Here is a 19,045-nt window from a genome sequence, read left to right as displayed (position 1 = left end):
TTCGGCTTAGCGCACCGATTTCAGGGTTAGCTCAAGATCGTCCTTGCCGTCTTTACGCTGCAAAATGCGCGCGGGTGTGGGTAGCCCATCTACAATCCAAACGATTACCTGTTTGTCGTCGCTGCTGCGTGCCACCTTGGTAGCAGTTACGGTTTTACCCTCAAACGACACCGTGTCTTTGCCAAGGTTTTGGTAGGTTTGTTCGCGCGCAACGCCGTTGTCCACCATGCGGTAGTGCAGGGCTTTGCCCGCTGCAACGTCGCGCACCAGTGCGAGGTTCAATAGCAGGGCGTCAAGATCCCCGTTGCGAAGCTCCACTGGGCCAGCGCGATCGTCTTTTACGTCACCGCTCCAGCGCGCCTGTTTTTGGTTCCAGTCATAGCTGGCATTTTTTTGTGATTTTTTGAACAGCACCTGGGTGATATCGCTGCCAGAGAGTGGGCGATAGGTGCCGTTGTATTCGTCGAATGTGGTGAGCTGGCTGGTGCTGCCAAGCTGGTTGCGCACGCTCACTTCGTAGTTCCAGCGGTGATTGCTCGCGCTGTTCAAGCTGATCTGTGCATTAGCCGAAACACCTTTCCAACTGGCGGTGTAGTCGGCGGTAAAGGGTTTTAGTGCCCACGCGGGAGCGGTGGCAAGAAGTAGAGCAAGAAAACCAGTTGTGCGAAGAGCGAGCATCGTTGCGACCTTATCAGTGCGGCGCCCGCAGCGCCATCATGGGTTTGACTGTACGAGCAGCGGTGTAAACAGGCGCTGACCATCGAGGTAGGCAGCACCGTTTTGTTCAGCAAGGCGATTGGCTGCAACGAGTTGCAGCACGTATAGATATAACGGATGTTCAACGCTAAGCACGCGCGCGGCCAAGGTCTCGGCATCATCTCCTGCAAGTACGGGCACTTGGGTTTGCGCAATCACCGCGCCGCCATCGAGCTCTGCGTTCACAAAATGCACGCTGGCGCCGTGTGTTGTATCGCCTTCGTCCAGCGCCCGTTGATGGGTGTGCAGGCCCTTGTGCTTGGGCAGCAGGGATGGGTGAATATTGAGAATTTTACCGGGGAAGCGTTGTACGAAGGCTTCACTCAAAATGCGCATATAGCCCGCGCAGACGATCCAATCAGGGGCGGCCGCTTCAAGCGCGTCGGCGAGTGTGGCGTCAAACGCCGCACGCCCCCCGCAGGATTTGGGCGTGCGTGCCCAGCGCAAGGCCTCCGGAACACGCTGTAGGGCGAAGGCGTCGGGTTTATCTGAAAACACGCCCACCACCTGCGCCTCTAGTGTGCCTGCGGTGATGGCGTCCAAGACCGCCTGCAGGTTACTGCCGCGGCCGGAAGCGAGAATGGCGAGGCGTACGGCCATTACACGATCTGCAGCCGTTCGCCTGTGCCGGCAGTGGTGACTTGGCCAATTTGCCAATGCGCAAGGCCTAAGCGTTGTAGGTCGGCTTCAATCGCTGCAACGGCAGACGGCGCAACCACCAACACGTAACCCACGCCACAGTTGAAGGTGCGCCACATTTCTTCACGTGCCACGTTACCTTCGCGCTGCAGCCAGTCGAACACGGCCGGGAGCGGCCAAGCCGAGGTGTCGATATGTAGACCAAATTCTTTGGGCACCACACGGATAATTTTTTCTACCAGCGCGCCGCCGGTGACGTGGGCCATGGCGTGGATATCGTGCGCTTTCAGCAGCTCCAGCACCGGCTTTACATAGATACGGGTGGGCTCCATCAGTGCGTCGGCAAGTTTGACGCCGCCGACATCGAGGTCTAATGGGTTGCCCGCACGCTCAAGAATTTTGCGAATCAGCGAATAGCCGTTGGAATGCGGGCCGCTAGAGGCAATACCGATCAGTACATCGCCTGCACGCACTTTGCTGGAGTCCACAAGTTTCGATTTTTCCACCGCACCTACGGTAAACCCGGCAAGGTCGTATTCGCCCGGCGGGTACATGTCCGGCATTTCGGCGGTTTCGCCGCCAATCAAAGCGCAGCCAGCAATTTCGCAGCCTTTGGCAATTCCACCTACTACATTCACCGTGGTTTCCACGTCGAGCTTGCCGGTGGCGAAATAGTCGAGGAAAAACAGCGGTTCAGCGCCCTGTACGAGGACATCATTCACGCACATCGCCACCAAATCTTGGCCGATGGTGTCGTGACGGTTCAGCTGTTTGGCAAGAATAAGCTTGGTACCCACGCCATCGGTGCCGGACACCAGCACGGGTTCTTGATAGCGGCTGGAGAGGTCGAACAGGCCGCCAAATAGACCCACGCCACCCAGCACTTCTGGGCGCATGGTCTTACGCACCAAGGGTTTGATGCGTTCGACAACTTCGTTGCCTGCATCAATATCAACACCGGCATCGCGGTAGGTTAGGCCGGGGGAGGAGGGGGTCGATGGCGTCACGGCAGGCTCGATAGGGCGAGTGAGTGGGTAATTTTAGCAGGCTCGGCGACTAGAACATGGACGTGCTCGCCACAGTACGGCACCATTTCAGGTTCAGGCTGGAATCGCCGGTGAGGAAAAACGATGCAAACAAGGCCGCAACGGGTGGCGCACAAGGCAATGGGATGGCTGTTGGTAGGCTTGTGCCTACTGGCGGGGCCGGTGTTCGCACAGAGGGTCGAGGGCGACCGTGCTGCAGCGCAGGGCGCTTACGAAACCGAAGTAGCGGTGCGCAACCAAACCGACGGCGAACGCGAGAAAGCGTTTGCACGCGCGCTGGCGCAGGCGTTGACCAATGTTACCGGCGATCGCGGTGTGGCGCAGCGCCCCGGCGTGCGCGATGAACTGGGCAAGGCCAAAGACTACGTGGCCGGTTATGACTACCGGCAGGACGAAGGTGTCTCGGCTACCGGCGCACCTAGCTTCCAAACCACGCTGGTGGTGCGTTTCAAACAGCAGGATGTTGATGATTTAGTGGCGATGCTGGGCCTGCCTAGCTGGCCGCAGCCGCGTGCCAAGCCGGTGTTGTGGTTAGGTATTGATGATGGCAGTGGCCCGCGCTTGGTGGGGCTGGGGCAATACAATGCGGCAAAATCCATCATGGATCAGGCTAAGCGCCGCGGGTTTGCGCTGGGGCTGCCCGCAGGAAACGCCGCCGAGCAAGCGGCTGTTGGGGCGATTTGGCGCGGTGATACGGGCGCGATTGCGGCGCTGTCCAAGCGTTACAGCCCGCCGGTGCAGCTGATCGGTAAATTGCAGCGCGGTGCCACTGGCTGGAGCGCGGATTGGCTTTTGGTGGATCACGGCAAGCTGCTGTCGAGCTGGCAGACGGTCAATGCCGATGCGCGCCGGGCGATGGCGGGGGGCGCCGACGGCGCGGCCGATGCCATGTTCAAGCGCTATGCCAAGGCGAGTGCCGATGGTTTGCCCGGCGTGTATCGCGTGCATGTGCTGGGCATTCGCAATGCCGACGACTATCTGCGTCTTGCCGGATATTTGGAAAGCATTAGTGTTGTGAAGCGGGTAATTCCGATTGCTGCAACGCCTGCGGGGCTTGATCTTGATCTAGAGCTGGTTTCTGGCGTGGCGAACTTTGCCCGTTATGTGAATCGCGGCGGCGTGATGATGACCACGACCGATCTAGCTACGGAAGGCGTACCGGCACAGGGTGTGACGTTCCAAATGAGCGGGGGCTAAGCATGCGTCACGATGAGGATCTTGCAACGATCGCCACCTTTTACCGGCGCGTGCAGTGGGCGGCGCTGGGCCTTGGCGTACTTTGGGTAGTGTGGCTACTGGCACCGATCTTAAGTCCGTTTGTATTTGCGGCGCTGCTGGGTTGGCTGGGCGATCCGATGGTGGACCGTCTAGAAGCGCGCAAAATAAGCCGCAACACCGCCGTGATCTTGGTGTTTAGCCTGATGAGTGTGGTGTTATTGGCGGCGGCCATTTTGCTGGTTCCCGTATTGGAGCAGCAGATCATGACGCTGGTGAAGTCGCTTCCCGGTTATCGTGATTGGCTGGTAAATACCGCACTGCCGTGGTTAGAACATCGCACTGGGTTGCAAATTTTGGCGTGGTTTAACCCCGAACACCTGATTCAACTCCTGCAAGAACATTGGCAGAGCGCGGGCGGGATTGCTGCCGCCGTACTGGGCTATGTGTCGCGATCGAGCTTCGCGTTGATGGGCTGGTTCGCCAATATCTTGCTGTTACCGGTGTTGACCTTCTTTTTCTTGCGTGACTGGGATTTGATCGTTGGGCGCATTGGCGCGCTAATCCCGCGTGATCACTACGACACCACGCGGCGCTTGACGCTGGAGTCCAACGAGGTGCTGGGCGGCTTTCTGCGTGGGCAAATGTTGGTGATGCTGATCTTGGGCATGCTCTATGCGCTAGGGCTGTGGATGGTGGGGCTGGATCTAGGGATATTGATTGGCCTTGTGGCCGGCCTTTTGACCTTTGTGCCCTACCTTGGCCCGGCGTCGATCGTGGTGTTCGGTGGTCTTGCCTCGCTGGTGCAATTTGGCGATTGGCAGCACCTTGCAGGCGTGGGCATCGTGTTTGGTGTGGGCCAGCTGGTGGAAAGTTTTTGGCTCACTCCCATGTTGGTGGGCGATCGCATTGGCCTGCATCCAATGGCGGTTATTTTTGCGGTGATGGCAGGTGGCACGCTGTTTGGTTTTCTCGGGATGTTGCTGGCATTGCCGGTGGCCGCTGTGGTGAATGTACTGCTGCGTTACGCGCAAGAGCGTTATCGGCAAAGCCGCCTGTATGCGGGCGATACGCCAGCTATTTTGCTGCAGTCTGGTGAAGGGTTTGATGTTGACGACGATGCAGAAAACGATAACGACGAGGCGACGAAATAACGATGGCTGATATCGTGCCGCAGCTGCCCTTGGCGCTGCGCGCTCCTCCGGAGCAGCGGTTGTCGCGCTATGTGGGCGCCCCTGCAGGCCTGCGCGAAATGTTGCTGGGTTTGGCGCAAGCACCCACGGCGGCATGCGTGTACCTGCACGGCGTGCAGGCGTCGGGGAAAACACATTTGCTGCTGGCCACATGCGCCGAGGCCGAAGCAGCAGGGCAACGTGCGGCTTATCTAAGTTTGCGCGGCTTACGTGACCGGGTGCGCGCCGCCAGCGAAGGGCTCGAGCAGGTGAGCCTCTTGGCGCTGGATGATGTGGATGCGATTGCAGGCCAGCGCGAAGACGAAGTGGCACTGTTCGATTTGCATAACCGCCTGCGTGATGCGGGGCGCAATCTTTTGTATGCCGCCGGGGTTGCACCTGAAGCCTTAGAACTGGTGTTGCCGGATCTGCGCTCGCGCCTGTCGCATTGCACGCGCTGGGCGCTACCCGTGTTGGATGATGCGGGCCGTGCCGAATTACTGCGCCAGCGTGCGGCCGCACGCGGGCTCGATTTTGATGACGCGGCGCTGGAATGGCTGCTGCGGCGATGCAGCCGTGATTTAAGCAGCCTGACGGAAATTTTTGAACGCCTCGACCGCGCTTCACTCGCGGCGCAGCGGCGCCTCACTGTGCCTTTTTTGCGGCAGGTGTTGGAATCTAGTTCGAGTTAAGCGTGCAAAGCTCGAATTGGGTGGGCGACACCCGCAGCACCGAGCCATGTTCATACCAATCACCCAGTACGATCCGCGTGCGGCCTGCGCCTTCGTCATGCACCGCTGGGCGGTGGGTGTGGCCATGGATCATGCGGTTCACGTTGTAGTGCGCAAACCACTCCTGCACGGTGGCTGGAGTCACGTCGCCAATGGTCTCGGCCATGCCTTTGTTCACCAGTTCGCCATAGCGCGCCTTGCTGGCGGCGCGGGCCTGCTCAGCAAAAGCGAGGCGCGCAGCCAGTGGCTGGGCAAGAAACTGCGCCTGCCAAGTGGCGTTGCGTGACTGCGCGCGAAACTGCTGGTAGGCGGTATCGTCGGTGCACAGCAGGTCGCCGTGCGAAATCAGTGTCTGCGTGCCGTACAGATCAATCACGCTGGGGTCTTCGAGTAGGGTCATGCCGCAGCGTTCGGCATACGCGGAACCAAGCAGAAAATCGCGATTGCCACGAATGAAGTACACCGGTACACCCGCCTCGTGCAATGCGCGCAGCTTAGTTGCGGTGAACGCCCCGGCGTCAGACGGGTCATCATCGCCCACCCATGCTTCAAACAGGTCACCCAAGATATACAGCGCATCGGCATGACGCGCTTCTTCATCCAAAAACTGGCCGAACAGCACGGTGATCTCCGGCCGCTGTGGATCAAGGTGTAGATCGGAAATAAACAGGGTAGTCATGCAGCATTGTAACGGGGCGATGTATTGCATTTAGAGTAAGATATTGACTGTATCTCTATTGAGATACAAAATGCAGCAGTCAATAGAGGGAAATAGTGATGGCAGCTCAAACGTCAATGTTGCATGTTCGAATTGATGAACAGCTCAAAACAGAGGCAACAGAAACGTTGGCCAATGTTGGGCTGACGATCTCCGACGCAGTTCGTATTTTGTTGACGCGCGTAACAAAAGAAGGTGGACTGCCTGCTGCCCTTGCAGTTGACCCGCAGGTGCATGACGCGTGGTTTCGCGCCAAAGTGCACGATGCTTTGGCAGATCAGCGCCCCACTGTTGCCCACCAGCAGGTGATGAATGATGCGCAAGCATTAATTGATAGGAAGCGTCGTGCTCGCGCTTGAGTGGCATCAAGCTGCACAAGGCGACCTGCTCGCCGTTATTGATTATATTTCGGACGAAAATCCCGATGCTGCCCAGCAGTTGAAAAACGACATCGAAGCCAAAGTATCAGCTCTATTGGAGCATCCGAAGCTGTACCGCGCCGGGCGTGTTGCAGGGACGCGTGAGATGGTAGTGCGCTCGAATTATGTGGTCGTCTATACAGAAGATTCTCGTAAGATCACCGTGTTACGTGTGCTTCATGCTGCACGGCAATGGCCGCCCGAGTCTCTTTCGCGCAGTACAGGCTAAAATGCACAACCCATTGTTGAACGTTTTCGCTATGACCACCCGCACCCGTTTTGCCCCTTCTCCTACTGGCTATCTGCATATCGGCGGCGCGCGCACGGCGCTGTATTCTTGGCTGGAGGCGCGACGCAAAGGCGGGCAGTTTGTGCTGCGCATTGAAGATACCGATCGCGAGCGCAGCACCCAAGCCGCGATTGATGCGATCTTGCAGGCAATGGATTGGCTGGGTCTTGATTACGACGAAGGCCCGATCTACCAAACCCACCGCCTTGAGCGTTACAAAGAGGTGGCCGAGCAGCTGGTGGCCGCAGGCCACGCCTACTACGCCTACGAAACCAAAGAAGAACTCGAAGCCATGCGCGAGGCAGCGATGGCGGCGCAGGAAAAACCGCGCTACAACGGCGCGTATCGCGATGCCAACGCGGGCTGGCGCGACGACCCTAGCCGCGTGATCCGTTTTAAGAACCCGCTGGATGGCGCGGTAGCGTGGGAGGATAAGGTCAAAGGCCGCATTGAAATTGCCAATAGCGAATTGGATGATCTGGTGATCTTCCGCAGCGACGGCTACGCCACCTATAACTTCGCCGTGGTGGTGGACGATTGGGATATGGGCATCACTGACGTGGTGCGTGGTGATGACCACGTCAACAACACGCCGCGTCAAATCAATATTTACAAAGCACTTGGCGCACCGGTGCCGCATTTCGCGCACCTGCCAATGATCCTTGACGAACACGGTGCCAAGCTGTCTAAACGCACCGGCGCAGCCGATGTGATGCAGTACCGCGAGTTGGGCTATCTGCCGCATGCGTTGCTGAATTATCTGGCGCGTTTGGGCTGGTCGCACGGCGATCAGGAAATTTTCTCCATCACCGAAATGCAGTCGCTGTTTGATTTGGCCGACGTCAACGCGAAAGCGGCACGCATGGACCCGGCCAAGCTGGGCTGGCTCAACCAGCAGTATCTGAAATCGGATGATCCAGAGGCCGTGGCGCAACACCTTGTCTGGCAACTGCAGCAGCATGGTTACGACTTAAGCAAAGGCCCCAAGCCTGCCGAACTGGTCTTGGCGCTGCGTGAGCGCGCGCAAACGCTCAAAGAAATTGCGGAAAAAGCGGCGGTGTGGTTCCACCCGCTGACTGAGTACGATGCGGCCTCCGTTGCCAAACATTTCAAGGCCGAAGCAGGCGCGCCGCTGGCTGCGATGCGCGAGCGTCTCGCGGTGCTTGCTGACTGGTCGCCCGAACCGATTCATGGTGTGGTGAAAGAAGTATCGGAAGCCCTTGGTATTGGTATGGGCAAAATCGCCCAGCCGCTACGCGTGGCCATTACCGGCACCCAGGTAAGCCCGGACATCGGCTGGACGGTGTATCTGTGTGGCCGCGAAGAAGCGCTGGTACGCATCGACGCCGCGCTCGCCATGCTCCCTAGTGCGGTCTAAACGGCGTTCTCGGGCATAATGAGGCCATGCCTCAGAAGCACACCTGCACCGACCCGCACCACCATGTGCATAACGCCGCTGCGTTTGTTGCAGCGGTGGAGCGCGCCTGTAATGAGCGCGGCCTGCGGCTTACCCGCATGCGTGCGCGTGTGCTTACACTGGTGGCGCAGACCGACACGCCGATCAAAGCGTATGACCTACTGGATAAGGTGCGCGATGACGAAGAAAGCGGAAGCGCCGCGCCACCGACGGTGTACCGCGCGCTGGATTTCCTACTAGCCAATGGCTTTATTCATAAGCTTGAATCCATCAATGCGTTTGTGGCCTGCCACCACCCCAACGCCGCGCAGCATTCAGTACCGTTTTTGATCTGCAACCGCTGTCATTCGGCGATTGAGCTGGAAAATGCCAGTATCGTGGCTTCACTCGACGCCGCGGCGCGCGCGCTAGGCTTTGCTCCGCAGGCACAAACGCTGGAAGTGCACGGCCTATGCGCACGCTGTGCGGCGCAGGCTTAAATGGTGCCCTAGAAAAACGCACGTACACCAAACGCAATGCTGCGCCCCGCTAGCGGCACCACATCTTTTAAAAATGAAGTGTGCGGCCGCGCTTCTTGGTTGGTGAGGTTGCTGACATCGGCAAAGAGTTCTACCGCGCTGCCGTTGGCAAGGTCGTGGTGCCATGCAAGATGGGCATCCATCAAGGTATAGCCGGGCGTTGTGGTTTCAAATTCGGCCACGCGGGTTTGTTTGAAACTATGCACAGCACCGAGCGAGGCACGCCAAGCCTCGCGGCTCCAGCGCAGCTGCCCGCCGATGCGGCCTGGAGCAATGCGCGGCAGGTAGCCACCGACAGCGGTCTGTGCCGTGACATGGTGGTAGTGGCCTTCATGAAAAACGTCGATGGATTGTTGCAGGGTGCTGCCCGCGGCTGCGTTCAAACGCGCACGCACGCTATCTGCAAATAGGCCAAGCTGCCAAAACCCGCTGGCATTATCGGCTATATCCCAATCGAGCTTGGCCTCGACGCCGTGAAAGCGAGCATCACCTTGCTGCCATAGGCGCAGTGGTGCGTTTTCAAGCTGGGCATCGGTTCCTGCAAGGTAGATGAAATCGGCATAACCCACGCGCCACACGGAAACGCTGGCCTCCAGCGGGCCGTGGTGCAAGTGCGCGCCCAATTCCACGCGTGTGGCGGTTTCTTTGTTGAGGTTTGTGTGGCCGAATTCAAAGCTGCCGGTGGCCACATGCAGGCCGCTGGAGAAGAGCTCTTCGGCGGTGGGGGCGCGTTGGGCGCGGTCGAAGCCGAGGCTGAAATGCAGCAGTGGGTTCCATTGCCACTGCACACCGAGCGAAGCGCTATGCGTGGTGAAGCGGCGCGTACGTTGCGCTGTATCTGGGGTGGTTTGGTTGTGGTCGGCGCGCAGGCCTAGATCCAGCTGAAACGCTCCCCAGAGGCGCTTGCCCAGCCAGAATAGCCCCGCATCTTTGGTGTTGGAGCTGGGAACAAACGCTTCATCACCGGTGGCTGCAAATGTGCGGCGGCTGGTTTGCACGCCAATGGCGCCGTCCCAGCCTGCAATGGGTTGGTGAACAAGTTCAGCACGCAGCTCCTGCGCGTGGTTGTTAAAAACGGTGCCGATCGCCTCGCCTTCAAATTCAGTGTGCGTGTATTGGGTATCCGCCAGCTTCACGCGTAGGCTTTGAAACGGGCCGAATGCGTCGAGACCGCCGCGCAATTCGCTGCGGTGCTGATCCATATGGATACGCACGGGGGAATCTTCCGCGTCATTGTCATCACCATCGTCACCGTGTGCATGCCCGTGGGCGTGGCCGGGGATGCCGTAGGTGCTGCGATACAGGCTGTAGCCGCCGCCGAGAAATCCATGCTCGCTAAATAGCGTCATGCCGAGGGCGGCGCTATCGGTGCGTAGGGCGCTATTGCTCAGATGGCCGTACTCGCTGGTATCAGCGGGCTCGCCTTCTTCTGCGCGGTGCTGGGCACTTTCGGCAAAGCCGGGGATGCGAACATCGCCCGCCTCACGGTGCAATGCGTCAAAGTGCAAGGCCAGCCGGTCGGCGCGCCCATCGAGGCGGAGCATGCCGGTGCGTTCGTGGCTGCCGCTGTTGCCACGCAGTTCCGCGCGGCCTGAGAGGGCCGCTTCGGGCAGACGGTCGGGGATGCGCCCATCCACCACGTTCACCGCGCCGCCAATCGCTCCGCTGCCGTAAAGCAGGGTGGCTGGGCCTTTCAGCACTTCAATCTGGTCGGCCAGAAACGGTTCGATGCTGATCGCGTGATCCACACTGACGGTGGAAACATCGCCGCTGCCAAGACCATCGCTTAGCACCTGCACACGCGCGCCGTCGAGCCCACGAATGATTGGGCGGCCCACGCCAGGGCCAAAATTGGCACTTTGTACGCCCGGGAGCTTGCTCACGGTGTCGCCTAGCGTTCCTGCTTTGGCGGCGTCTAATGCTTCGCCTGTCAGCAGTTCCACTGGCAGCGCGAGGCGCTCACTGGTGGCGGCCAGCGGTGAGGCTTTCACTTCAACGGCGGAGAGGTCTTTGGGCGTGTCGTCATGATGCCGCTTGGGGTGTGTGTCTTGTGCCTGTGCGGTGAGTGCGGCGGAAAGGGTGAGTGCCAGTAGGGTGAAACGGAGCATAGGGGAGGTGAAGATAGGAAGATTTTGGTATGTTATATTGTAACAATTGAAGCTTAGGCCACACCCAAAAGTCATGTCTCCTCGCCGTTTACTTCTGCTCGATCGCATTGGCGCTACAGGCTCCCTAGTTTGTGCGGTGCACTGCGCACTGCTGCCATTGGTGATTGCGGCGCTGCCTTCGCTGGGTGTGGCGCTGTGGCTGGGCGATAGTTTTGAAGCCATTTTCGTGATATTTGCCAGCGTGTTTGGCTTATCTGTGCTGGTATGGAGCTACCGCAAGCACCGCGCCATGCGTGCGCTGGGGTTGCTGTTGCCGGGGCTGGCGGCGCTATGGCTCGCCATTTTGTACGCGCCGCTGCACCATTCGGTGCTGCCGCATGCCGTGGTAATGACCTTCGGCGGTACGCTGGTGGGTCTTGCCCATGTGATTAACCTGCGTTTGAACCACGGCCATGTGCACGATGCCTGCTGCACGCACTAAGGCGTGATAAAATACCCGGTCTCGCGTTTTGCGCGATCACTTTAACGATCAGATTTTAGGAGTATCACTATGGGTAAGGGCGACCGCAAAACCGCTAAGGGCAAGCGTTACAACGCCAGCTACGGCAACGCACGGCCGAAGAGCGTCACCAAGGCTGCGGGCACCGCAGCGGCTCCGGTGGCAAAAAAGGCTGCTGGTAAGACTGTAGCCAAGAAGGCCGTAAAGAAAGCTGCAGCGTAATTGTTGCAGTATTGACGGCAGCAGAGCCCCGCATTGCGGGGCTTTTGCGTATCTGGCGGGTTATCGGCTCAACAGGCGCTTCACCAGAAGTGTTGGGAAGTCCTGTTTGTGCCCAGTGAAAAGATAAACAAAGGTATCGTCGCCGATCTGTCGATAGACCAGTTTATGATGCGAGGTATGGACGTTGCGGTAGTCCAGAATGCCTACTGCTGCCAGCGTTTGGACGGTGGTTCCAGTGAAGATACCCGCGTCAACGTTCTCTAATTTTTCAAAAATCTCATCTTCTGCTTTCAGCCATGCGGCTTCGCCCCACTTGTCGAGCATGTAATCCTGAAGCGAAAGCAGGTCTGCTTGAGCATCGGGAAGAAGAATGACAGCCATTACTTGCGATTCTGACGCGCAGCCAGCAGTTGTGCCCGCGACTCAGCCATAGATATGCCTTTTCCCTGCATGCGGTCTTTTTCACCGAGGGCAATAAGCTTCAAGGCGGCAATCAGCTCTTCCTTTTCCTGAAATTGCTTGATCCCTTGAATGACCATGCTGGCCTCGCCATTTTGGGTAATGACGAATGGATTGCCGTTCATTTCTAGGTCTTCAGAGATCTGCGCAGCGTGGCTCTTCAGGTACGAAATGGATTTGATATTAGAAATAGACTGCATGTGACCTCCATGGAGCTGGTGCGACTAAATTTAGCACTAAATTCAGTTGCACCCAATCGCCTGCTTAGCGGGCACCGGCTTCAATCGCCGCCCAAGTGCGTAGCAGGTTGCCACCAAGGATTTTGCGGATATCGGCATCTTTGTAGCCGCGCGCTTGAAGGCCGACAACAAGGTTGGGGTAATCGGCCACGCTGGTCAGTCCGGTGGCCAGTTCGCCGCCAACACCGTCGAAATCAGACCCGAGGCCAATATGGTCGATGCCGATGAGTTTTACGCCATAGTCGATTTGATCCAGCACCTGCTTAAGCGTACTCACCCGCGGCGGGTGCGCGGCGGCCCAGGCTTTTTCAAAGGCGGCACCATCTTCTTGCGGCTTGCCCTGCGCTTTAAGTGCTGCGTTGTTGTCGTCAAAGGCCTGTCGTGCGCGGAAGTAGGCTTGGCCGTCGGCCGCGCTTTCCGGGCTGATAAACATCGTGCCAAACGGCACCTGCACCACACCGCCGCTGGCGGCCACGGCCTTGGCGATCTCGTCACTGATGTTGCGCTCAAACCCCGGGGTGAAGTGGCGGAACGCGCTGTGGCTGGCGATCACCGGCACCTTACTCAGGCGGATGGCTTCCATTGCCGAGGCGTCGCCTAAGTGCGACACGTCCACCATGATGCCAACCCGATTCATTTCAGCCACGACTTGTTTACCGAATGGGCTCAGGCCATTCCACTTCTTTTCGGCGGCGTAAGACGAATCGGCAATGCGGTTGGGTGCGCTATGGGCCAAGGTGATGTAGCGCACGCCGCGGTCAAAAAAGAATTGGACGTTCTCTAATTTATCTACCAGTGGTGCGCCGTTTTCCATGCCCAGTGGCAGCAGCACGCGGCCACCCGCAAGCAAACGCTGCGCGTCTTTGGGGGATGTCAAAATGGCAAATTTTTCTGGGTGGCGCTGCACCATCGCTTCCACCGCGTCGATCATGGTGTTGGCGGTTTGCCACGCCGTGCCACTGGCGTCTTGTTCGGGCGAGGTATAGACCGACATAAACGCGACATCCAGCCCCCCTTGGCGCGCTTTGACGTAATCAAATTCGCGGTCTTTTACTTCACCCGCCAGCTCAGACCAACGCTCTAGCAGCATGCTGGGGGCGTCGATATGGGTATCCACGATGATGGCGTCTTGCGCCAGTTTGTGCGCAGCGTCTTGCGCGCTGGCAGAGGTGGCGAGCAGTAAACAGGCGGAAAGCAGGGCCAAACGCATGGGTGTCTCCAGAGGAAAAGGGTATTAAGAAAGCGGGCGTCCTTGGATATAAACGCGGGCGGTGAGATCACCCCCCACCCAATAACACAGCTCGGCGGGATGCGGCACGTGCCAAACGACAAGGTCAGCGCGCAGGCCTTCGCGCAGCTGGCCGCGGTCACTAAGGCCCAGCGCTTTTGCGGCGTGCTGGGTAGCGCCGCGCAGAGCTTCTTCCGGGGTGAGTTTGAAGTGCGTGCAGGCCAGTTGCATCGCTTGGCGCAGCGAGAGCAGGGGCGATGTGCCGGGGTTGCAGTCGGTGGCAACAGCCATGGCTACGCCGTGCTCGCGCAGCTGCGCAATGGGCGGTAGCTTGGTTTCACGCAAGACATGAAATGCGCCGGGTAGCAGTACGGCCACGGTGCCGTGCTGCGCCATGGCGAGCACACCCGCTTCGTCGGTGTGCTCGATATGGTCGGCCGAAAGTCCGTTGAACTCGGCCACCAATGCGGCTGCGCCTTGGTTGCTGAGTTGATCCGCGTGCAGTTTTACCGGCAAGCCAAGCGCGCTGGCTGCTTCAAACATACGCCGTGTTTGTGCTGGGCTAAAACCGATGTTTTCGCAGAAGGCATCCACGGCATCCACCAGCCCTTCTTCATGCAGCTGTTGCAGCCATGCGATCGCTGCATCTACGTAGCCATCGGCGTTATCGCGATACTCCGCAGGCAGCGCGTGTAGGGCGAGATAGGTGATGCAAATGCTCACGTCAAGCGCCTCACCAACACGGCGGGCAACCTGCAACATTTTGCGCTCATTCTCTAAATTCAAACCGTAACCCGATTTGATTTCTAGCGTGGTCACGCCTTCTTGCAGCAACGCTTGGGCACGCGGCAGCGATTGCGCTAAGAGTGCGTCGGCATCGGCCTCGCGAGTAGCGCGCACACTGGAACGAATGCCGCCACCGGCGCGGGCGATCTCTTCATACGATGCGCCGTTGAGGCGCATATCGAACTCGTTGGCGCGGTTACCACCAAACACCAGATGAGTATGGCAGTCGATCAGCCCCGGCGTAAGTAGCTTTCCGCCTAGGTCTTCGATCTGTGTAGCGCTGGCACCTTGCGGGAGGTCGGTCATCGCGCCCACCCACACGATGCGGCCATCGGCGCAGGCCAGTGCGCCGTCTTCAATCAGGCCAAAAGGCGCGTCGCTTGCGAAGGTGGCGAGCGTAGCGTGGGTAAACAGGAGATCCCAGTGCGTGTTGGACATAGCAAGATTTTTTGAATGAGGCGTGGGCGATTATCGCAAACCCACCGATTCACACCGCGCGAAGCGTTCAAGAAACTACAATGCGCCTATTTGCACGGTGGAGTGAAGCATGCAGCAGGCATTAGAAGGGTGGAGTGGGCGCGTGGATCTGCCGGAAGATGCTTCGACGCGGCGCTGGCACCAGTGGGTGCGCACACCCACGCAAGGGGCCGCCCCTGGCGTGGCGTTACTGGGCTTTGCCAGCGATGAAGGTGTGCGCCGCAACCACGGCCGCGTGGGTGCGGTAGAAGGCCCGGCAGCGCTGCGCAAGATGTTGTCGAATCTGCCAACACTTAATGACACGCCGCTGTATGACGGTGGCACCGTGGCCTGTGCTGATGGTGATTTGGAAGCCGCGCAGCAGCGCTATGCCCAGCAGATGGCCGCGCTATTGGATGCGGGGCATTTTGCGGTGGGTCTTGGCGGTGGGCATGAGATCGCATTTGCAACCTATCAGGGGCTTGCCAAACACTTGGGTGCACACCGCCCGCATGTGGCGATTATCAATATTGACGCGCATTTTGATCTGCGCAAGCAGGAGCAAGGCAGCTCCGGTACGCCGTTTTTGCAGGCGATCGAGCATGCGCGCGCGCTGGGCTTGCCGCTGCAGTACATGGTGTATGGCATTAGCCGTGCGGCCAATACCCGCGTGCTGTTTGATACCGCCGATGCGCTGGGAGTGGATTACGTATGCGACGATCAGCTTGATCTTTTGAGCCTTGCGCAGCACCTTGCAACACTGCGTGCGAAGTTAGATGCGGTGGACGTGGTGTATCTCACCATTGATATCGACGGCCTGCCACATGCAATGGCGCCCGGTGTAAGCGCACCCGCCGCGCGCGGTGTGCCGATGGAAATTGTTGAACCGCTGCTGGATGTGATCGCGGCGAGTGGCAAGCTGAAGCTGATGGACGTGGCGGAGCTATCGCCACCGCTTGACCGCGATAACGTCACCGCACGCGTGGCGGCGCGCCTGATTCACCGGGTAAGCCATGCCGTGGTACAGGCCCGCCAACCATGACCAATGGCCCGCATCGACGGCGGCTGCACCATGCCAGAATGCGGGCATCATTCGTTTTTCGGGGAAGTCATGAAACTGGATTCAACGTTTAAAACCGGCGCGCTCTGCGCCGCGCTGCTGCTGGCAGTGGCGGCCAATGTTCAGGCGGGTACCGGGCCAGAAGTGATTTCAGCCCGTGCCAAAGCGGTGCAGGCGGCAGCGATTAATTTAGATACCCATTTAGACACGCCTGCACTGTTCTCGCAGCCGGGTTGGAAGATCACCGACCGCCATTCGTATCAGAAAGACGGCTCGCAGGTGGACTATCCGCGCATGGTAGAAGGCGGTCTGGATGGCGGCTTCTGGGTGATCTTTACCGGGCAGGGGGAGCGCAACGCTGCGGGAGATTTGAAAGCGCGTGATGCTGGGTTAAAGCGGTTGTCTGAAATCCGCGAAATGATCGCGGCTAACCCCGACAAATTTGAACTTGCCACCACTGCAGACGATGCGGCGCGCATCAAGGCGGCGGGTAAGAAGTCGGTTTATATCAGCATGGAAAATGCGTATCCGCTGGAGCAAGACCCCAGCCTGCTCAGTTTCTATTACAAGCAAGGCCTGCGCATGATTTCGCTGGCGCATACCAGCCATAACGATTTCGCCGATTCTGCGGGGATGGGCAAGGCCCCCGAAGGTGAGCACCACGGGCTAAGTGATAAAGGCCGTGCGTTGATTGAACAAGCCAACAAGCTTGGTATCTTGGTGGATCAGTCGCACGCGTCTAACACCGTGTTCGATCAGATGATTGAACTGAGCAAAGCACCGATCATTCTTTCCCACAGCGGCGCGTATGACGTGTTCGCCCATTCGCGCAATATCGATGATGCGCGCATTCGCAAACTGGCGGCAAAGGGTGGTGTGATTCAGGTGAACTCGCTGGGAGGGTATCTTATCGACACCGGCGCAACCCCAGAATACCGCGCAGAAATGGGCAAGCTTTGGGCGTCGGTGGGTGGGCGTAAGTCGATGACACCTGAGCAGCGCGAAGAAGTGAAAGGGCAAATCGCTGCCATCGACAAGAAATACGGCATTCGTAAAGCCGATTTCGACGACTACATGCGCCACTTGCTGCACATCATCAAAGTGGCGGGCTGGCAGCATGTGGGCCTAGGCGCCGACTGGGATGGTGGTGGTGGCGTGGTTGGGTATGAAGACATCGTCGCGCTACCGAAGGTGACGCAGGCGCTGCTGGATGCGGGGTACACCGATGAGCAGGTCAAGGGCATTCTGGGCGATAACACCGTGCGCCTGATTCGCCAAGTGCAGGCGATGGCCGATCCGGCCGCGGTGAAAGCCGCGCTGGAATAAGCGCTTTGCCGAATTAAAGGAGCGCTGGCTGCGGAAGCGTCAGCGCGCCTTCAAGGCGTAATAAAAATTCTTTGGTAGGCAGCCCGCCGCCGAAGCCAACCAGCGCACCGTTCGCGCCAATCACGCGGTGACAGGGCAACACGATGGGCAGCGGGTTGCGGCCGTTGGCTGCACCCACCGCACGCATGGCCTTGGTGCTACCCACCAGTTGCGCCAACTGCGCATAGCTGCGCGTTTCACCATAAGGAATTTGCGCAAGCGTGTGCCACACCTTGCGCTGAAAATCGGTTCCTTGCGGCGCAAGCGGTAGATCAAATGCCGTTCGCTTGCCCGCAAAATACTCGCCAAGCTGTGTGGTAGCCATTTTTAAGATAGGGCTATCGCCGATCTGCCATGTGCTGCGGTTAGCCGGGTGGCGGTTTTGCTGAAACTCAATAAAGCGCAGACCTGCATCATCCGCCGCGATCGTGAGCGGCCCAACGGGGCTTTCGATATGGCGGAACAGGATCATTGCGGGTGTTTTAATGCAGGCAGCAGCGGGGTGATATCACCGTCGTTGGCCTCTGGCGTGAGCTGCAGCAGACGCATCAACAGGGGATAGACATCGACATTATCAAACAGGGGCAGGCGGGTGCCTTGTGCAAACGCTGGGCCAGTGGCGATAAAGGTGGCCCGCATAGATGGAAGGGTGGGATCAAACCCGTGCGAACCGTGGGTTTCCGGATGTTTGGCAAGTTGCGTGTAGCGGTTTGTAAACAGCGCGTCCCAGCCGTCATCCGTTTGGCAGACGATAGCCGGGATGCGTGGATTGTTGCCGTAGTGCCAGCCCGTGGGCAGGTCTTGCTTACGCCAGCATTGGTAATGATCATGGCGGCCAAGCAAGTGCTGCATGGCTTGAACGGTGTTGCCGAGTTGCGGCTGAAGGCTTAATACTTGGCCTGCAGTTACAGCTTCGGCCATATCGCGTGATGCAATAGCCCCCATATCCATAAGCTGCGCGGGTGGAACCGTGGCAAAGCCGTGGTCAGAGGCAATAATAATGTTGGTGGTGTTCTGCACGCCATGCGTCTGCAGGCCGTCGTATAACCGCTTTAGCGCAGCATCTACCGCTTGACGTGACGCGCGCGCCTGCGCGGAGTCGGGGCCGTTGTTGTGGCTGGCGTGATCCACTTCATCAAAATACAGCGTAATAAAACGCGGGCGCTGCTGTGTGGGAAGGGCCATCCATTCCAGCACCTGATCCACGCGCTGATCAGCGGTGACCTTCCCATCGTATGGCCGCCATTGCCACGGCCGCACGCCGTGAATTTCGGCCTCGCTTCCCGGCCAGAACATTGTGGCCGAACGCAGACCCGCGCGCTGCACGCTCACCCAAACAGGAGTAGCTTCATCCCACCAGCGGCCATCACGCACGGCCTCGGTAGCCGATAGACGAAAGGTGCCAAGCTGAGGGTCTTGCATCGTGTTATTGACGATGCCGTGGTGGTCTGGGCGCAGCCCCGTCACCAAGGTGTAGTGGTTGGGGAACGTGAGCGAAGGGAAGGAAGGCTGCATCCCTTCGGCACGCACCCCACGTTCGGCGATGGTGTTGAGGGTGGGCATCTGTTCGGCGGTGACGTCGCTGGGGCGCAGGCCGTCCACCGAAATTAGCAGCAGCGTTTGCGAAGCGGCGACAGACGCAGGCGGCGCGGTGGCGCAGCCAGCAATCAGGCCCAGTAGCGTGAGGGCGAGGAGGCGATAAT

General features: G+C 58.9%; 22 protein-coding genes. 11 read left to right on the top strand and 11 right to left on the bottom strand.

What is annotated here, in order from left to right; genetic code table 11:
- Positions 1-6: 6 nt before the first annotated feature.
- From KUL77_RS10310 to purM, 3 genes are read right to left on the bottom strand one after another with little or no spacing between them, the layout of a single operon-like run.
- Positions 7-678 (bottom strand): DUF3108 domain-containing protein, encoded by a 672-nt coding sequence (locus KUL77_RS10310; protein WP_297146658.1) that lies wholly within the window; start codon positions 676-678, stop codon positions 7-9.
- Positions 679-714: 36 nt separating this feature from the next.
- Complete coding sequence (gene purN, locus KUL77_RS10305; RefSeq protein ID WP_297146656.1) at positions 715-1,356, bottom strand: phosphoribosylglycinamide formyltransferase; 642 nt, start codon at positions 1,354-1,356, stop codon at positions 715-717.
- Positions 1,356-2,414: a phosphoribosylformylglycinamidine cyclo-ligase gene (purM, locus tag KUL77_RS10300; RefSeq protein ID WP_297146686.1), complete on the bottom strand. Its 1,059-nt coding sequence runs from the start codon at positions 2,412-2,414 to the stop codon at positions 1,356-1,358. Before purM ends, purN begins: the two co-directional genes overlap by 1 nt.
- Before the next feature lie 147 nt (positions 2,415-2,561).
- Between purM and KUL77_RS10295 the strand changes: the two genes are divergently transcribed.
- The 3 genes from KUL77_RS10295 to hda are packed head-to-tail and all read left to right on the top strand — an operon-like array spanning position 2,562 to position 5,520.
- Positions 2,562-3,638, top strand: coding sequence for a DUF2066 domain-containing protein (locus KUL77_RS10295; protein ID WP_343231548.1), 1,077 nt, complete (start codon positions 2,562-2,564; stop codon positions 3,636-3,638).
- Positions 3,639-3,640: 2 nt separating this feature from the next.
- On the top strand, positions 3,641-4,810 hold the full coding sequence (locus tag KUL77_RS10290) for an AI-2E family transporter (protein ID WP_297146653.1): 1,170 nt from the start codon (positions 3,641-3,643) through the stop codon (positions 4,808-4,810).
- Between the two features lie 2 nt (positions 4,811-4,812).
- Positions 4,813-5,520, top strand: a complete 708-nt coding sequence (gene hda, locus KUL77_RS10285; RefSeq protein ID WP_297146652.1) for a DnaA regulatory inactivator Hda — start codon at positions 4,813-4,815, stop codon at positions 5,518-5,520.
- On the opposite strand, the gene KUL77_RS10280 is transcribed toward hda, so the two are convergent.
- Positions 5,507-6,238, bottom strand: a complete 732-nt coding sequence (locus KUL77_RS10280; RefSeq protein WP_297146649.1) for a UDP-2,3-diacylglucosamine diphosphatase — start codon at positions 6,236-6,238, stop codon at positions 5,507-5,509. The genes hda and KUL77_RS10280 overlap by 14 nt on opposite strands.
- Before the next feature lie 98 nt (positions 6,239-6,336).
- Between KUL77_RS10280 and KUL77_RS10275 the strand changes: the two genes are divergently transcribed.
- The 4 genes from KUL77_RS10275 to KUL77_RS10260 are packed head-to-tail and all read left to right on the top strand — an operon-like array spanning position 6,337 to position 8,881.
- Complete coding sequence (locus tag KUL77_RS10275) at positions 6,337-6,636, top strand: type II toxin-antitoxin system RelB/DinJ family antitoxin (protein ID WP_297146646.1); 300 nt, start codon at positions 6,337-6,339, stop codon at positions 6,634-6,636.
- On the top strand, positions 6,623-6,925 hold the full coding sequence (locus KUL77_RS10270; protein ID WP_297146644.1) for a type II toxin-antitoxin system RelE/ParE family toxin: 303 nt from the start codon (positions 6,623-6,625) through the stop codon (positions 6,923-6,925). Before KUL77_RS10275 ends, KUL77_RS10270 begins: the two co-directional genes overlap by 14 nt.
- Positions 6,926-6,956: 31 nt before the next feature.
- Positions 6,957-8,363: a glutamate--tRNA ligase gene (gene gltX / locus KUL77_RS10265; RefSeq protein ID WP_297146640.1), complete on the top strand. Its 1,407-nt coding sequence runs from the start codon at positions 6,957-6,959 to the stop codon at positions 8,361-8,363.
- 26 nt (positions 8,364-8,389) lie between these two features.
- On the top strand, positions 8,390-8,881 hold the full coding sequence (locus KUL77_RS10260) for a transcriptional repressor (protein WP_297146637.1): 492 nt from the start codon (positions 8,390-8,392) through the stop codon (positions 8,879-8,881).
- Positions 8,882-8,889: 8 nt separating this feature from the next.
- Here KUL77_RS10260 and KUL77_RS10255 read toward each other — a convergent pair whose 3' ends face one another.
- A complete protein-coding gene (locus tag KUL77_RS10255) occupies positions 8,890-11,028 on the bottom strand; it encodes a TonB-dependent receptor (protein WP_297146635.1) in 2,139 nt (712 codons plus the stop codon).
- Positions 11,029-11,101: 73 nt separating this feature from the next.
- Here KUL77_RS10255 and KUL77_RS10250 point away from each other — a divergent pair, with 73 nt between their 5' ends.
- Positions 11,102-11,509, top strand: a complete 408-nt coding sequence (locus KUL77_RS10250; RefSeq protein ID WP_297146631.1) for a MerC domain-containing protein — start codon at positions 11,102-11,104, stop codon at positions 11,507-11,509.
- A 69-nt stretch (positions 11,510-11,578) separates the two neighbouring features.
- Positions 11,579-11,749 carry a 30S ribosomal protein THX gene (locus KUL77_RS10245; RefSeq protein ID WP_297146630.1) on the top strand — a complete coding sequence of 57 codons (171 nt, stop codon included), beginning with the start codon at positions 11,579-11,581 and terminating at the stop codon, positions 11,747-11,749.
- Positions 11,750-11,809: 60 nt separating this feature from the next.
- Here KUL77_RS10245 and KUL77_RS10240 read toward each other — a convergent pair whose 3' ends face one another.
- From KUL77_RS10240 to hutI, 4 genes are all read right to left on the bottom strand, one after another.
- Positions 11,810-12,130, bottom strand: coding sequence for a type II toxin-antitoxin system RelE/ParE family toxin (locus KUL77_RS10240; RefSeq protein ID WP_297146627.1), 321 nt, complete (start codon positions 12,128-12,130; stop codon positions 11,810-11,812).
- Entirely contained in the window at positions 12,130-12,408 is a 279-nt protein-coding gene (locus KUL77_RS10235) for a type II toxin-antitoxin system Phd/YefM family antitoxin (protein WP_297146625.1), read from the bottom strand. Before KUL77_RS10235 ends, KUL77_RS10240 begins: the two co-directional genes overlap by 1 nt.
- Positions 12,409-12,472: 64 nt before the next feature.
- Complete coding sequence (locus KUL77_RS10230; RefSeq protein ID WP_297146622.1) at positions 12,473-13,657, bottom strand: dipeptidase; 1,185 nt, start codon at positions 13,655-13,657, stop codon at positions 12,473-12,475.
- Between the two features lie 24 nt (positions 13,658-13,681).
- The gene (hutI, locus tag KUL77_RS10225; RefSeq protein WP_297146619.1) at positions 13,682-14,899 is read right to left on the bottom strand and encodes an imidazolonepropionase; all 1,218 of its coding nucleotides are present in this window, start codon (positions 14,897-14,899) and stop codon (positions 13,682-13,684) included.
- A 109-nt stretch (positions 14,900-15,008) separates the two neighbouring features.
- On the opposite strand from hutI, the gene hutG reads away from it, so the two are divergent.
- Both hutG and KUL77_RS10215 read left to right on the top strand, forming a co-directional pair.
- Complete coding sequence (hutG, locus tag KUL77_RS10220; protein ID WP_297146615.1) at positions 15,009-15,959, top strand: formimidoylglutamase; 951 nt, start codon at positions 15,009-15,011, stop codon at positions 15,957-15,959.
- A gap of 69 nt (positions 15,960-16,028) precedes the next feature.
- Positions 16,029-17,303, top strand: coding sequence for a dipeptidase (locus tag KUL77_RS10215; protein WP_297146612.1), 1,275 nt, complete (start codon positions 16,029-16,031; stop codon positions 17,301-17,303).
- A 13-nt stretch (positions 17,304-17,316) separates the two neighbouring features.
- Here KUL77_RS10215 and KUL77_RS10210 read toward each other — a convergent pair whose 3' ends face one another.
- Both KUL77_RS10210 and KUL77_RS10205 read right to left on the bottom strand, forming a co-directional pair.
- On the bottom strand, positions 17,317-17,814 hold the full coding sequence (locus KUL77_RS10210; RefSeq protein ID WP_297146609.1) for a methylated-DNA--[protein]-cysteine S-methyltransferase: 498 nt from the start codon (positions 17,812-17,814) through the stop codon (positions 17,317-17,319).
- Positions 17,811-19,045, bottom strand: a 1,235-nt coding sequence (locus tag KUL77_RS10205; RefSeq protein WP_297146607.1) for an ectonucleotide pyrophosphatase/phosphodiesterase, incomplete at its 5' end; no start/stop codon positions are given. The genes KUL77_RS10210 and KUL77_RS10205, both read right to left, overlap by 4 nt.

The organism is Thermomonas sp., from assembly GCF_019104945.1.
Classification (GTDB): Bacteria; Pseudomonadota; Gammaproteobacteria; order Xanthomonadales; family Xanthomonadaceae; genus Thermomonas.
The sequence above is the reverse complement of the archived record's forward strand: the minus strand, read 5'-3'. Positions and strand labels throughout refer to the sequence as shown.